Here is a 15,879-nt window from a genome sequence, read left to right as displayed (position 1 = left end):
CGCGATTAAATCGCCCCTTGTTGGAACAAATTTTAATCCTGAAAGGTCAACACGCCCTTATAAGCAGAAAAGGAATTCTGCTTGTAATCAATAATTTTTCTGATAAGTTGAGCTAACAATAATGAAATAGTGCAGGGAATGCATGACCCCACAATTCGACTATATAACCCGTAGACGCTTTAATTTTATTGAACTTATTATTCATTGGGAAGGGCGGTTAACCACAAATCATTTGCAAAAGCACTTTGCAATTAGTCGTTCAAGTGCGTCAAATATTATTCAAGACTATATACAGTTTTACCCACAGAGCCTACGTTACAACAGTTCACTTAAAGGGTATGAAGCAACAAAAGACTTTTCCCCATGCTTAATCGACCTTGACCTAACAGCGTATTTAAAGCTAGCCGATCAAAGTGAAGATACACTTACTTGGCAGCAATTTACTTGGCTTAGTTCACCACTAATTAGTATTGAACCGCACAAAATAAGGGGCGTGCTACGTGCATTAAATCAAGGATTAAGAGTTGATGTAGGCTATGCTTCAGTGTCCAGCCCCGAATTTGAATCACGCATAATAAGCCCACATAATCTAATATTTGACGGTATGCGTTGGCACGTACGCGCCTATTGTGAAAAAAATAGTGGCTTTAGAGACTTTGTACTAACACGCTTTAATGGTGAATGTGAGTTTGAAGGGGAGGCGCAATATGACCAAAGTCACGACACATTGTGGCAAACTCAATTAACCGTAGTGATAGAGCCCGATCCGCGTTTAACCCCAGAACGCGCCCACATTATCGCACTCGATCATCAAATGACAAAACAGCCAAATGGCCGTTACCAACGTAAAATAACCGTACGCGCCGCGCTATTACTGTACTTACTTAAACAACTTCACCTAGACAGCTACCAAACCAAACCCGAAGCCCAACAAATTATTTTAAGTCCAACATGCTTAGAGGCACTTAAACCTTATATGGCATGGTAATACTAAACATGCGTAAAAACTCAGCAGGTGATAAATATACAGTGTTGAAACAGTTCTAAAGCAAATCTAAAGTAGGCACACTTACAAAATAGGAACTGTTATGGAAAACTTTAGCTCATCAGATCTAAAAGCAATTTTGCATTCAAAGCGCGCAAACATTTATTGCTTGGAATATTGCCGTGTTATGCAAAAGGATGGGCGTGTACTTTATTTAACCGAAGGCACGAAAGAGAATCTCTATTTTAATATTCCAATCGCAAATACAACCGTAATTTTATTGGGTAACGGCACATCAATTACCCAAGCCGCAATGCGAATGCTAGCCCAAGCTGGCGTATTAGTAGGTTTTAGTGGCGGCGGTGGTACACCGCTTTATATGGCAAATGACGTTGAGCAACCTATTGAGTGGTTAACGCCACAAAGTGAATATCGTCCAACAGAATATCTGCAAGGTTGGATGCGCTTTTGGTTTGATGATGAAAAACGCCTGATAGCGGCAAAAATGATCCAAGCAGCGCGAATTGAATATCTCACTAAAATTTGGCTAAAAGATAAAGACCTAAAACATAATGGTTTTAATCTCACCGATTTAGAAAGTGCATTAACGACCTTTAACCAACGCACAGAAAGCGCCACCAAACAAAACGAATTACTACTAACCGAAGCGCAGCTCACTAAAGCACTTTATAAGTTTGCAGCTAATGCCACACAAACAACAGACTTTAAACGTGAGCATAAATCTACAGACTTAGCGAATGACTTTCTAAACCACGGTAATTACTTAGCCTATGGCTTAGCCGCAAGCTGCTTGTGGGTATTAGGTATTCCCCACGGTTTTGCCGTAATGCACGGGAAAACCAGAAGAGGCGCATTAGTGTTTGATATAGCTGATTTAATAAAAGACACACTCGTTCTGCCTTGGGCATTTATTTGCGCCAAAGAAAACGCAACCGAGCAAGAGTTTCGCCAACAAATATTACAAGCATTTACCGATCATAAAGCGTTAGATTTTATGTTTGATACTGTAAAAAGCATTGCTTTAACCACACATGCAGAGATAGATAAAAATGCATAACGTTTCTGTAGATCGTGCTTCAGCGCATGACACTGTAGGTCGTGCTTTAGCGCATGACTCTGTAGGTCGTGCTTCAGCGCATGACTCTGTAGGTCGTGCTTTAGCGCGTGACACTGTAGGTCGTGCTTTAGCGCGTCAAAGCGAGAAGACCTTAATGCCATGATGGTCACCTTTATATCACAATGCGAAAAAAACGCCTTAAAGAAGACCCGCCGCGTACTTGATGCCTTCGCTAATCGTATAGGTGACAACACATGGCAAACGCTCATCACCGAAGACGGCTTAGTCACCGTTAAAAAAATGCTACGACAAACAGCCAGCAAAAGCACCGCAGTCAGTTGCCACTGGATACGTAGCCGAGCAAGAAGTCAGTTTTTGTGGGTGGTGGGGAACAAAAATAAATTTAATTGTGAAGGTATAGTGCCAGTTAATAGTACGAAGAAAGAATTATTAGTAGAAACATCATTTTTCAATTCTGTTGATCAAATTGCATTATTTTCTAGTATTGCTGGTTTATTCCATGATGTAGGGAAGGCAAATGCACTTTTCCAAAATAAACTTAACCCTGAATTAACAGGTAAGTTTTATGAGCCATATCGTCATGAGTGGGTATCACTAAGAATATTTCAAGCGTTTGTTGATGATAAAACAGACAAAGAATGGTTACAGGCTTTAGTTGATGTTGATAACAGCTCTGAAAAATATGTTTTAAAAAAGCTAACATCACTCAGAGATGGTATTGATGAAAATATTATTAATCCCTTTATGTCATTTCCTCCTATAGCTAAAGTAATTGCTTGGCTGATTGTATCGCACCATAAATTACCCCAATTTCCTAAAGATGGTGATAATCCACCGTCGTTAGAGAATATTAATAAATGGTTGAATCAAAGCTTTGAAGCTTGTTGGAATTCACCACAATGTTTAACTGATGACTGGCAAAAAAAAGACATCGAGCAAAACTGGATATTCCCACACGGTACACCATTTTCTAGTGTTCATTGGCAAACACAAGTGAGTATTTTAGCGAAGAGAGCTTTGCATTGTGAAGGTTTCTTTCAACGGAGCTGGTTAGAACAGAACTTTACAGCCCACATTGCACGTTTATCTTTAATGTTGTCGGATCATTATTATTCTTCACAACCAGAAACTACGCCACAATGGCAAGATAGAAATTATAAAGCTTATGCAAATACAGATAAAAACTCGCACGGTAAATCTTACTTAAAGCAAAAACTTGATGAACATAATATTGCAGTGGGCTTAAATGCGTATGAACTTGCAAAGTCTTTACCTTATTTAAAAGCTGATTTACCTACCTTAAAAGTAAATAAAGCGTTAACAACGAAAGTTCCTAGTAATTTCCAAGCCGATTACGGATGGCAAGATACAGCCTATAATTTAGCGAAATCAATCAAAGATGAAGCTAAAAACTATGGTTTCTTTGGCATCTGTCAATCATCAACAGGAAAAGGAAAAACACTAGGGAATACGCGAATCATGTATGGACTTGCTGATGAAGGAAATTGTCGGTTTAGTATTGCACTTGGCCTAAGAACATTAACACTGCAAACAGCAGATGCGCTTAAAGGTAAACTAAACTTTGGCAATGATGAACTTGCTTTGCTTATTGGTTCACAGGCCGTGAAGGATTTACACCAACAATCAAAAGTCCCTGAGGTTAGTGTCCAGCAAAACCAAGGTAGTGAATCTGCAGAATCATTATTAAAAGATGAAATTGCGCTAATTGAAAATTTACCTGAGTATATAGGCGAGTGTGCTAAATGGTTTAAACATGACCCTAAAATACTAAAACTTATTCAAGCACCTGTATTAGTTAGCACGATAGATTACTTGATGCCAGCTAACGAGGGGATCCGCGGTGGACGTCAAATAGCTCCTATGCTTAGGTTACTTACATCTGACTTAGTGCTTGATGAACCTGATGATTTTGGTCTAGATGATTTACCAGCGTTATGCCGTTTAGTTAATTGGGCAGGTATGCTCGGCAGTCGAGTGCTTTTATCAACGGCGACAATATCACCATCACTAGCGAGTGCATTATTTTCTGCTTATCAAGCAGGTCGTAAACACTATACGCAAGTTAATGGTGAGCTTGGTGAAACCACAAGAGTTTGTTGCGCATGGTTTGATGAGTTTAAAAAGCCTAAATCAGCACTCATAGCTAATACCGATGCTTATGAAAAAGAGCATGCTAATTTTATTGAAAAACGCATTAGTAATTTAGGGAAAAATAATGTGGCGTTAAGGAAAGGTAAAATCATTCCTGTTGTTAAAAATAATGAACAAAGACCCAGTGAAAATATAGCGGAAGTTATTCATACATCTATCCAAACTTTACATAAGCAACACTGCATTTCTGTATTAGATAAAAAAGTATCTATCGGATTAGTACGTATGGCAAATATTGATCCATTGGTGCATATTTCTAAAATATTATTAGAAGAAAATGCGCCTGAAGATACGATTATTCATTACTGTGTTTACCATAGTCAGTTTCCATTATTACAACGCTCAAAAATTGAAAACCAGTTAGATACTGCATTATCGCGACATAACCAAGAAGAATGGTTACAACGTTCAGGTATTACAGAACAGGTAAAACAGTATAAAGAAACACACCATATTTTTGTTGTTTTAGCTACAGCAGTAGCTGAAGTGGGTCGTGATCATGATTATGATTGGGCGATAGTTGAGCCAAGCTCTATGCGTTCAATTATTCAGTTAGCTGGGCGTGTTCAGCGCCATCGTAAACAAGAACCTACCACTGAAAATATTCATGTTCTATCTAAAAACTTTAAGGGTATAAAAGGGCTTGATGTACGCTTCGAAAAGCCAGGATTTGAAACTAAAAAATTAAGTTATTTTTCTGCGGAGCTAAGTGATCTTGTTCCAATGAATGAATTTGATGAAATTAATGCTGTTTCCAGAATTAAAGCGCCAAAGTCACTCACACTAACAAGTGAAGCTTCACCGCGTTTTAAATCATTTAATGAATTAGAGCATTTATCACAGACTATTCGACTTAGAGGAAGTAAAAACGACAGAAATTATGCCGCACAATGGTGGGATAACAACGTCACATGGTGTGGAGAGTTGCAGCGTTTACAGCCATTTAGGCAGTCAGCCCCAAATGATGAATATAACCAGATGTTTAGTCGTACGGGCAAAGTTATTTGGCAAAAAAAAATAGCGAAAACATCGCCTGTTGAATATGAAAATACGTCAGACATAGCAACTGAAAGTGAAAATATTAAGTTTGGCATAGGTAATTATATATGGGGAGATTTTAACCTTAAAGAAAGCGTTGAAAGTTTAGCTACTCGAAGTGGTGAAAGTGAAGAACTGGTATTAAAGAAATTTACGAATCTATCACTTCGTCAATTTAATAAAGACTCAGCTGAACAGTGGCAATGCCATCCTTCGCTTGGTTTATACAAAATATTGAAAAAGGATGCTTATAAAAATGATTAATGAAAAAATATCGAAGGCATTATCCGATGAGATTATTAAATATATTGATAATCGTCGAGATGTTAAAGAAGAAGGTTTTTTAAAGGATAAGCCGAAAAAAAATAAACAAGGGATAATATCCAATGGTGCAATTATTGCGAGATTATTAGCTGTTATAAAAAAGGTAACTAATCATGTTGATGAAGTTAGCAGCATAGAAAAAGCAAAAAAAAATAAAACCCAAACAAATTTAGAATTTCAAAGAAGCCGATATGAGCAATTATTGTCTTTAGTAGATGCAACCAGTGTTGATAATAATTTAGTTGATATAAAAAATGAATATCATCAATTTCTAGAGACTAATCGAGAGTTTTTTAACACAGTGACTTGGCTTACTAATTATTCTGTGAAAGCTAAAGATATAAGTTTCGCAACCCATGTTGGGAAACTAACTCATTCTAGCAGTAAAAGTTCTAGTATTCTCGATGTATCGGATGAAAAAAAAGAAGACTACCTTACAACTAATACTTTGCATAATATTGAAATTGATACAGCCTCTTCAAATGCGGCTTCATTACCTATTGCAGATATATTAAAAATAACAGTCGATGGTATTAGTGTTCTTGATTGTTTAAAAAAGAATGATAAATCATTATTCGAAAATTTAACTGACAATGAGGTTTTAATAAATGAGTGGTGTGAACAATTAAAACAAGCTTATGATAGTTCAGAAAAGCAAAGCTATTTCCTTTCTAAACAAACTTACTTTCCCGTAGAAAGTAAGCAGTATCACCTGCTATTACCCTTAACTTCATCCTCCTTGGTTCACGCATTACACCTTGAACATAAAAAATATTGGGACGAAGAACAAGAAAAGGTTAGATCGCAGAGATATAGTAAAAAATACATGCCGAAAATGTCATGTTCCTATCCAAATAAAGCTTATATTCATGTTACAGGCTCTAATCACTCCAATGCTTCCTCATTAAATGGCAAGCGTGGGGGGCGAATTTCATTATTGCCAGCTATGCCACCGCAATGGCAATCAACTATTCCTTCCTATATTAATAAAACCGATGTTTTTGATCGAACATTGAGTTTTGTTTTAAAAGTAGAAATGAACGACTTAAAAAAATATTTACTACTGATAAAAAATAAATCACTCAGTATAAGTGAGCCTAAACGCAATGCGACAGTAATAAATAAACTACGGGCAATATCGGGTAATTTCTTTAATTATATAGAACAGATTAATTTACACACAAGCATGAAAAATTGGACAGTTGAAACGCGGCTACCGATCGAGCAACAGCTTTTATTTGAATATTTCCGTGACGATGATAAGGCAATCACCGTAAAACAAAATAAGCAATGGATGGAAGTACTTAGCAAAAGTTACGGCCGGTGGTTAAATAATCAGCTTAAAGACAAAGATAAGTTGCCCTTAACCCTTATTCACGAAGCAGTATGGGCAGATGCATTTTTAATTGAGTTGAGAGAGTTTGTTGCTACACAGGAGGTAACATTATGAGCCAATACTTAGTACTCAGTCATATTCAAATACAAAATGCTAATTCAATTGCAGGGTTAACGTGGGGCTTTCCCGCTATAACTCAGTTTTTAGGTTTTACTCATGCTTTAAATAGAAAAATATCAAAACAGTATGATGGTGAGTATGACTTCGAATTAACTGGTTGTGGAGTGATATCTCATACTGTTCAAAATAAAGTATATCAACCTAAACAATTCTCTGATTTTGAGTTCATCCAAAGTAAAACCCCCCCTGTTTTGGCTAAACATAAAAATGCATCGCCTCCGATCATTGAAGAGGGAAAAATGAATTTGACTGTTAGTTTGATTATTGAAATAGATAAATCAGCAATGCTAACCATAGAAAAGATTAAAGAGTTTGAACAAAAAGTTGAAACGCTATGTTATCGAATGCGTATTGCTGGTGGAACAATTTTAAACATTAATAAAATTAAGCTCTTAGCCGCGAGTACTGAAAAACAGCATGCTGACATGGTTAGGAAAATAAAAAACTTAACTATGGCTGGTTTTGTTTTATTAGATCGTAGTGAATATTTGCAACAACATTACAAAACCCTAGTAAGCCGTCATAAAGTAAATACCAATGTGAACAACGAACCACAACTGTTAGATGCATGGTTAGATTTTTCTGCTCTTAAATATCAAGCAATTCCCAAAGTAACTAAAGACCAAGTTGTACCAGATGAAAATACTGATGCTGATTGGGAGTATGTTGCTAAACCTAATTCTGGTTATTTGGTTCCTATTATGACGGGGTATAAAGCGATCAGTGAACTGTATGAGCCTAAGCAAGTGAAGAATACACGTGATGATTTAACCCACTCACGTTTTGTCGAAGCAGTTCATTCTGTCGGTGAATGGAAAAGTATGCACAACACTCAAAAAGTTGCTGACATTATTTGGCGTTATAGACACGACGGACAATGGTATTTATGTGAACAAAATAATAACCCCGAGTCCGTTGATTTAGATACAAACGAAAGCGAATTAGAACAAGCACAAACACTTAATTTAAATGAAGTACTTAACCTCTTTTAAGGATAAATAACATGACCACTTTTACAAAAATGCCTGCAGTGATCGCTTTTGATCGAAAATTAGAACCTTCAGATGCGTTAATGTATTCAGGGAACTGGGAAAATATAGCCACTGCTAATTCATGGCGCGAAATTGAACTTTTTGATAGGCATAACCGCGCAGTTAAAAGTAACTTTAAACCTGAAGTTCTTAATGATGAGGTTGAGTTACAAAAGCAAATTGCCGAAGCAAACCTTGCTTGGGGAGATGACGCCGCATTAAGCCATGAACACGATACATTAAAATTAAGTTTTACTTTACGTGTTGTAAGCGGTTTAAGTCGTCCATCAGTATGTAACGATGTGGAATTTGAAGCTGCATATAAAGAAAAAATTCACGGCTATGTTCAATCTAATATAGGTAATTTGGCTAGTCGGTACGCATATAATATTGCAAACGGTCGTTTTTTATGGCGTAACCGTGTTGGTGCTCAAGAAATCAAAGTTGTAGTGAATCACGCAAGTTTAAGCGAACCATTAGTATTTGATGCTTATGATTATTCATTAAAGAATACGACATCTGGAAATGCTGAATTAGTCAAATTAACAGAATTGATCAAATCAGGATTTGAAAGTGACACACCTGTTTTATTGTCTATTCAAGCATTTTCAAAGCTTGGTAATGGGCAGCGTATTTGGCCTTCACAAGAGATGATATTGAACTCTCCGAAAGGTGAGAAAAGCCGACATTTATTTTCATTAAACGTGAATGGCAAAGATGTAGCAGCAATGCACTGTGAAAAAATAGGCAATGCATTGCGTACCATTGATGATTGGTACCCTAGCTTTGATGAAACACAAATCCCTATAGCTATCGAAGCCTATGGTTCCGTTACACAAAGAGGTATTGCTTATCGTTCAACAAAAAATGATTTTAAAACATTGTTGTTAAAATGGTTGAATTCAGTTAGTAACGATGCGCTTGAGCAAAATGAACAGGACTTTGTTGTCGCCATGCTGATTCGTGGAGGTGTGTTTGGTGAAGGTGAAAGTTAAGGGAGAGAGACATGAAATATTATCTCGATATTACCTTATTGCCAGAAGCAGACATTACCCTCGGGTTCATTTGGCAAAAGGTTTACCAACAAGTGCATATTGCCTTAGTTGATAATAAAGTCGCTGAAAATGAGTCGGCAATTGCAGTGAGTTTTCCTCGCTATAGCACTGAAAAAAGTGGTGAGCATGAATTTCCGCTCGGCAATCAATTAAGGTTGTTGGCAAATGATGAGGCACAGCTCACTAAATTAAAAATAGCAAAATGGCTAAATCGTTTGGAAGATTATGTACATATTAAGTCAGTTAAACCAGTACCAGAAAATGTGACCTATGCGGCTTTTGTTAGACAGCATGTAAAAGGTGAGGCGCGTATAGAAAAAGATATGTTAAGTAAAGCACAACGTTGGGCTGAAAAATCAGGTCAACCGCTTGATACTTGTTTAGCAGAGCTTGAAAAGACTAAACCCAAAGCCGTTAACTCATTACCTTTTATTTGGTTAGAAAGCCAAGAAACAAAACAACGTGATGCAGCTAACAGTAGAAAATTTCCACTATTTATCAAAAAGGTAGAAATTGGGAAAAAACAAACAGGCATATTTAATTGTTATGGTTTAAGTGTAAATCACAGCAATAAAGAAAAGCTGGCTAGTATTCCCCAGTTTTAACCTTTATTTTTGCTCTTTAAAAATTAGAAACTAAAACAATAAGTTACAACAGCGCTAAAAAATTAGGTAAAAATAGATAATTTTACCTAATTGCCTGTTGTAACTTATTTTTTGCCTGATATTCTATTGTTCACTGCCACGCAGGCAGCTTAGAAAGTAAGGTAAACCTAAAGAAACAGGGAGACCATGTTCACTGCCACGCAGGCAGCTTAGAAATTCTTCCAGTTTTCTACAATACCACCTATAAAGTTCACTGCCACGCAGGCAGCTTAGAAAATGATACTGTTTACCATCCTCAGCATCTTTGAGTTCACTGCCACGCAGGCAGCTTAGAAAATCAGAGCATTTACAGCGGCGCCGTTTGCTGCGTTCACTGCCACGCAGGCAGCTTAGAAAACTGGGAATATAATCTCATTGTAAATCTCCATGTTCACTGCCACGCAGGCAGCTTAGAAAATTTTTGCCAGTTATCATTACACCTACATTAGGTTCACTGCCACGCAGGCAGCTTAGAAAATATATTTCGCACGAACTACCTGAAGCGAATGGTTCACTGCCACGCAGGCAGCTTAGAAAAGTTTAGAGCGGACGTGGCGGCTAATCTTGTTGTTCACTGCCACGCAGGCAGCTTAGAAATAATGCAAGTAATCAGCTTTTAATAAGTGGAGGTTCACTGCCACGCAGGCAGCTTAGAAATCATGTACGATTATCGCCTTCTTCCAGTTTTCGTTCACTGCCACGCAGGCAGCTTAGAAACGCTTTAGCTCGCGCAACGCAAGCAAGAATGGGTTCACTGCCACGCAGGCAGCTTAGAAATTTGGCGCACCTTCTGCGACTGAATTAAATTCGTTCACTGCCACGCAGGCAGCTTAGAAATCTGATTAATATATTTTTATGCGCTAACTAAAGTTCACTGCCACGCAGGCAGCTTAGAAATTCAGTATGAAATAAAACATAACAATCACCCGGTTCACTGCCACGCAGGCAGCTTAGAAATTATACAAAAACATTTACAGATTTTCTTGTCAGTTCACTGCCACGCAGGCAGCTTAGAAATATGCCTATTTAGGCTAGGAAATGGTCGGTTCGTTCACTGCCACGCAGGCAGCTTAGAAATTCTAGCACAATGCGCCATTTAGGGTGCACAAGTTCACTGCCACGCAGGCAGCTTAGAAAATAATTATAGAGGACTACGCTGAGTTTGATTAGTTCACTGCCACGCAGGCAGCTTAGAAATAGCAGTAGCTTTGCGCGTGACTCGGTTTATAGTTCACTGCCACGCAGGCAGCTTAGAAATAGAAGGTTTAATGGTTGGTACTGGCATTACGGTTCACTGCCACGCAGGCAGCTTAGAAAGCACAGGCATGAGCTTAAGCAGTCTTAGCAAGGTTCACTGCCACGCAGGCAGCTTAGAAAGAAAATGTCAGTCATCTGCTTATTGATTGCGCGTTCACTGCCACGCAGGCAGCTTAGAAAAGTAACGAAAATATCAGTTGCACCATAGGGTAGTTCACTGCCACGCAGGCAGCTTAGAAACCGTTCTTGTATTACGGGGTATAACTCCCATCGTTCACTGCCACGCAGGCAGCTTAGAAATTGTTAGTTAATAAAACCTAAATTAAATTGCCGTTCACTGCCACGCAGGCAGCTTAGAAATTGCTGCGACCATCCATACACACCACTAAAGTGTTCACTGCCACGCAGGCAGCTTAGAAATTAAGAAAAAAGGGGCGGTTTTACCCGCCGTTGTTCACTGCCACGCAGGCAGCTTAGAAAGCATGAATATTACCAAGTAGATATGTGTAATCGTTCACTGCCACGCAGGCAGCTTAGAAAGCATTGACTATTACACGCGGCGTGTCATACCAGTTCACTGCCACGCAGGCAGCTTAGAAAGCTAAAGAGCGCCATTTGTGCCGCAGCAGAGCGTTCACTGCCACGCAGGCAGCTTAGAAAGCTTGGCTTACAACGTCCGCTTGGCTTACTTTGTTCACTGCCACGCAGGCAGCTTAGAAATTATCCATTGACGTTGTTTTAATGGTTGCGAGGTTCACTGCCACGCAGGCAGCTTAGAAATGAAAATTATAATGCTAAAGATGGTATTAAGAGTTCACTGCCACGCAGGCAGCTTAGGTGACGATGGACCGAAACGAAGTTTCGCAGCCTGAGGAAGTGAGGTCATGGATGACCGATGTAACCAAGCTCCATGGATGGATTTACACGCTAATGTTGGTTCAACGTTAGTTCACTGCCACGCAGGCAGCTTAGAAAGAGCATGAATGATTATTTGTCATCGCTCGAAAGTTCACTGCAGCACAGGCAGCTTAGAAAGTAATGTGTTAATCGTAGGCGCGTCAGGTAGCGTTCACTGCCGCACAGGCAGCTTAGAAAACATACGCATCGACCCCGCAGCGATGTCACACGTTCACTGCCACACAGGCAGCTTAGGTGACGATGGACCGAAACGATTTACCGAATAAACAGTGCAGCCTGAGGAAATGAGGTCATGGATGACCGATGTAACCAAGCTCCATGGATGGATTATAAATCGCTAGCTTAGCGTGATCATTTGGGGTTTCTCGCGCTAAAGCACGACCTACGGTACTGGTAGGTGATGAGTGACCGGTGTAACCAAGCTCCATGGATGGGTTATAAATCGCTAGCTTAGCGTGATCATTCGGGGTTTCTCGCGCTAAAGCACGACCTACGGTACTGGTATTTAGGTGATGAGTGATCGATGTAACCAAGCCCTTGGATGGATTGTAAATCGTTAGCTTAGCGTGATTATTCGGGGTTTCTCGCGCTAAAGCACGACCTACGGTACTGGTATTTAGGTGATGAGTGATCGATGTAACCAAGCCCTTGGATGGATTGTAAATCGCTAGCTTAGCGTGATTATTTGGGGTTTCTCGTGCTAAAGCACGACCTACGGTACTGGTATTTAGGTGATGAGTGATCGATGTAACCAAGCTCCATGGATGGATTGTAAATCGTTAGCTTAGCGTGATTATTCGGGGTTTATCGCGCTAAAGCACGACCTACGGTACTGGTATTTAGGCGATGAGTGATCGATGTAACCAAGCCCTTGGATGGATTATAAATCGCTAGCTTAGCGTGATTATTCGGGGTTTTTCGCGCTAAAGCACGACCTACGGTACTGGTATTTAGGTGATGAGTGACCGGTGTAACCAAGCTCTTGGATGGGTTATAAATCGCTAGCTTAGCGTGATTATTCGGGGTTTTTCGCGCTAAAGTACGACCCGCAATATACATGGTTTAGGTTGTGAATTAATATCATTGTTGATGATTTACTTTTGATTCAATCTATCTGCTGAACTTGGTTTCGGCCTGCATTTTTGGCGTTGTAGAGTGCTTTATCTGCGGCGCTAATCATAGTTTGTGGTGTTGTATCTTTACTTACAAAGCAGGTATGGCAACCAATACTTAAAGTAAGTTGTGGTGAAATGTCAGAGTATAAGTGCGGGATATTCAACTCATGTATTCTTTGCTGTAATAAGTCAGCAAACTGTAGGCAGTGCTGTGTATCAATACTCGGGAGAATAATGGCGAATTCTTCACCGCCATAACGGGTTGCTAAATCACCTTGGCGTTTACATTGTGCTTGCAGTGCTTGGGCTACTTGCCTTAATACGTCGTCACCTTTTTGGTGGCCGTTATTATCGTTGTATAACTTAAAGTAATCTATATCGCAGATGATTAAACTGACGGGCTGCAAGGTGCGTGTTGCTCTTTGTATTTCATTCGTTAAAGTTTGATCAAAACAGCGTCGGTTGGCTATGCCGGTCAGGCTATCGATGTTTGCTTGAAGTTTAAGTTCTTGGTTTGCAATTAACAGCTGATGTTGGGTTTGTTCTAAACGTTGTTTATAAACAACGTTTTTAAGTGCATTTGCAATTATTTCGCCTACTAACTTTATACGAATTAAATCAGTATTAGTCCAATTATGTGCTTTGCTAACGCAATCACAGCCTATAAAGCCAAATAGTGTATTGTCTGACCGTAGGCCAATGCATAAAACCGATTTAATGCCTTCAGATTCAAACTCTTCTCTTTCTGCGGCCGCTTGAACGGGTAACAGGCTTACGTTAGGCACGTTAAAGACGTGTTTTTCGTTCATAGTTTTAAAAAAGTAAGGCAATGAGTTTTGTGGAATATTTTGTAATTCATCTTTAAAGGGATTGATGTTGTTATTAACCCATTCATGGGTATTACTCATTTCTTTGCCATCGTTACTAAATTGAAACAGGTAGCTGCGATCAGCATGACAGAATGTGCCTATGGCCTCTAAAGCACTTTCAATTTGTTGATCTAGGTTTTCAGTTTGAATATCAATTAATTGAGCTGATATTTTCGCGATGACCTCATCAAAATCGGCTTGATTATCAGGTTCATGCTGCACTTCAAAAATAAGTGCGATAAGGTTTTGTGCAATATAGCTGTAACGAACGTTTATATTTTGTCCGTTTTCGAGGTGGATTGGTGGCTTAACGCTTGAAGGTAAGCTGGTATCTAGTGTCTCAAAAAGATGTAAATGGGATAAGGCATCATGTGCAGAAGTAACTAAAGCGGGGATCCCTAGTAGTGTTTGCGCTGATGGGTTGGCAAAAACAGAATCAGTGCGCTGATCAAATAACGCTATTGTTATGGGCAAAGCCTGGAGTGCATGCCATATGTCTTTTACTGAATCTATTGTACCTGTAGAAGCGTTGTACACTGGTTTCCCTAACGTCTTGTTAACACTTTTAGCTTAACGTGAATTGAATGAGAATGGTACTTTTTTGTTTAAATAGATAGTTACTTAAATTGCTGCGAGATTGCTGTGGGTTAGTACTAAGTTTTTAGTGCGTTTAGTCATAGGAAGTATTACAATTGATATTGTATATCATTACTCTTTCCTGCATCTTTAAAAATGATGACTCTTAGCACCATTAAGCATAGGTAAAAACCGCTTTTCATGACCGATATTACAACTCACAAAGCTTCCAGACGTCGATTACTAATAGCATTAGCTATCACATGTTCTTTTATGGTCATTCAAGTTATAGGGGCTTACTATGCTAATTCTCTCGCTGTTATGGCTGATGCAGGGCACTTATTTGTACATAATAGTTCGTTATTTATCGCGCTTATTGCCTCGAGTTTAGCTATTCATTTAGCAAAAAACTATAATGATGGATATCAAAAAGCAGAGTTAAGTGGTGGCTTGTTAAATGGGTGTCTTTATTTAGCAATTAGCATGGTTATTTTGTTTGAAGGGGGGGAGCGTTTTTTACATCACCATGAGGGCCAAGGCGCACCTGTAAATAGTTATTTGATGTCTGTAATAGCCGCAACGGGCTTTCTTTTTCATGGCGCTGCTGCGTGGGTTTTATATAAAGGGCGCAAAGCAAGTATTAATGTTTATGCAGTTTTCTTACATTCGTTCTTTGATTTAATTTCGACGGTGTCTACTTTTATTGCCGGCGTATTGATTTACCTTACTGGCTGGACAGTGATTGATATACTTTCAAGCATGTTAATCGCTTTGTTTGTGATGTTTACCGGTGTAAAAGTGATTATTAGCTGTGTTAAAGGGTTATGGCTCAATAAGGCTAAATTGCCTGATGTAGGCGATATTGAAAGTGCGATAAGCAAAGTTGAGCACGTTGAAAATGTACACAATGTAACTGTCATTAGGCGCGAAAAAGAGCTTGTTGTTGGTGCGCACGTTGTCTTAAAACAACATTGTACAAAAGAAAAACACGACGAGGCGTGCCGATTAAAGGTGGAGCAATTGCTTGCGCAACAATTTAATGTGGTTACCAGTGTACTGCAAATTGAAAGTAATGGTTGTACGCACTAAATTAAATGGACTTATTTGCTTGGCAAAACGGGTTTTTTCTTTTACTTTTATTAGTATGGATCTTTGATAGGGTAAGCCTTTGCCGATTTTTCAGCAACGATATTTTGCTTTTAGTTGTTCAGTAGTACTGGGTTTACTTGCAGGGGCTGTTAACTTATTACCTTTTTGGTTTTTAGACAGCTCTGAATTTT

The 15,879-nt window shown here is 38.9% G+C and carries 12 protein-coding genes and 1 CRISPR repeat array; of the genes, 9 read left to right on the top strand and 3 right to left on the bottom strand.

The window, feature by feature from the left end; all coding sequences use genetic code 11:
* Window positions 1–142: 142 nt before the first annotated feature.
* From A7967_RS08450 to cas6f, 8 genes are all read left to right on the top strand, one after another.
* Window positions 143–988, top strand: a complete 846-nt coding sequence (locus A7967_RS08450) for a BrxR family helix-turn-helix transcriptional regulator (RefSeq protein WP_054205017.1) — start codon at window positions 143–145, stop codon at window positions 986–988.
* A 100-nt stretch (window positions 989–1,088) separates the two neighbouring features.
* A complete protein-coding gene (cas1f, locus tag A7967_RS08445; RefSeq protein WP_054205016.1) occupies window positions 1,089–2,063 on the top strand; it encodes a type I-F CRISPR-associated endonuclease Cas1f in 975 nt (324 codons plus the stop codon).
* A complete protein-coding gene (locus A7967_RS22995) occupies window positions 2,056–2,226 on the top strand; it encodes a hypothetical protein (protein ID WP_157601488.1) in 171 nt (56 codons plus the stop codon). The genes cas1f and A7967_RS22995 overlap by 8 nt, the downstream gene beginning before the upstream one ends.
* Window positions 2,223–5,558 carry a type I-F CRISPR-associated helicase Cas3f gene (gene cas3f, locus A7967_RS08440; RefSeq protein WP_054205015.1) on the top strand — a complete coding sequence of 1,112 codons (3,336 nt, stop codon included), beginning with the start codon at window positions 2,223–2,225 and terminating at the stop codon, window positions 5,556–5,558. Before A7967_RS22995 ends, cas3f begins: the two co-directional genes overlap by 4 nt.
* Window positions 5,551–7,068: a type I-F CRISPR-associated protein Csy1 gene (csy1, locus tag A7967_RS08435; protein ID WP_054205014.1), complete on the top strand. Its 1,518-nt coding sequence runs from the start codon at window positions 5,551–5,553 to the stop codon at window positions 7,066–7,068. Before cas3f ends, csy1 begins: the two co-directional genes overlap by 8 nt.
* On the top strand, window positions 7,065–8,126 hold the full coding sequence (gene csy2, locus A7967_RS08430; protein ID WP_054205013.1) for a type I-F CRISPR-associated protein Csy2: 1,062 nt from the start codon (window positions 7,065–7,067) through the stop codon (window positions 8,124–8,126). The genes csy1 and csy2 overlap by 4 nt, the downstream gene beginning before the upstream one ends.
* An 11-nt stretch (window positions 8,127–8,137) precedes the next feature.
* Window positions 8,138–9,160, top strand: a complete 1,023-nt coding sequence (gene csy3, locus A7967_RS08425; protein WP_054205012.1) for a type I-F CRISPR-associated protein Csy3 — start codon at window positions 8,138–8,140, stop codon at window positions 9,158–9,160.
* 11 nt (window positions 9,161–9,171) lie between these two features.
* On the top strand, window positions 9,172–9,825 hold the full coding sequence (cas6f, locus tag A7967_RS08420) for a type I-F CRISPR-associated endoribonuclease Cas6/Csy4 (RefSeq protein WP_054205011.1): 654 nt from the start codon (window positions 9,172–9,174) through the stop codon (window positions 9,823–9,825).
* A 128-nt stretch (window positions 9,826–9,953) separates the two neighbouring features.
* Window positions 9,954–11,961: a CRISPR direct-repeat array (repeat unit 28 nt; unit sequence GTTCACTGCCACGCAGGCAGCTTAGAAA).
* Window positions 11,962–12,329: 368 nt separating this feature from the next.
* Here the strand turns inward: cas6f and A7967_RS08415 are convergent.
* The 3 genes from A7967_RS08415 to A7967_RS08405 are packed head-to-tail and all read right to left on the bottom strand — an operon-like array spanning window position 12,330 to window position 14,560.
* Window positions 12,330–12,794 (bottom strand): hypothetical protein, encoded by a 465-nt coding sequence (locus tag A7967_RS08415; RefSeq protein WP_054205010.1) that lies wholly within the window; start codon window positions 12,792–12,794, stop codon window positions 12,330–12,332.
* Window positions 12,795–12,843: 49 nt separating this feature from the next.
* Window positions 12,844–13,098 (bottom strand): hypothetical protein, encoded by a 255-nt coding sequence (locus tag A7967_RS08410; protein WP_054205009.1) that lies wholly within the window; start codon window positions 13,096–13,098, stop codon window positions 12,844–12,846.
* A gap of 46 nt (window positions 13,099–13,144) precedes the next feature.
* A complete protein-coding gene (locus A7967_RS08405) occupies window positions 13,145–14,560 on the bottom strand; it encodes a sensor domain-containing diguanylate cyclase (protein WP_231659026.1) in 1,416 nt (471 codons plus the stop codon).
* A gap of 240 nt (window positions 14,561–14,800) precedes the next feature.
* Here A7967_RS08405 and A7967_RS08400 point away from each other — a divergent pair, with 240 nt between their 5' ends.
* Complete coding sequence (locus A7967_RS08400; RefSeq protein ID WP_054205008.1) at window positions 14,801–15,688, top strand: cation diffusion facilitator family transporter; 888 nt, start codon at window positions 14,801–14,803, stop codon at window positions 15,686–15,688.
* Window positions 15,689–15,879: the final 191 nt, after the last annotated feature.

This window comes from Pseudoalteromonas neustonica (assembly GCF_001653135.1).
Lineage (GTDB): Bacteria > Pseudomonadota > Gammaproteobacteria > Enterobacterales > Alteromonadaceae > Pseudoalteromonas > Pseudoalteromonas neustonica.
This window is presented reverse-complemented; position numbering and strand designations above follow the sequence as displayed.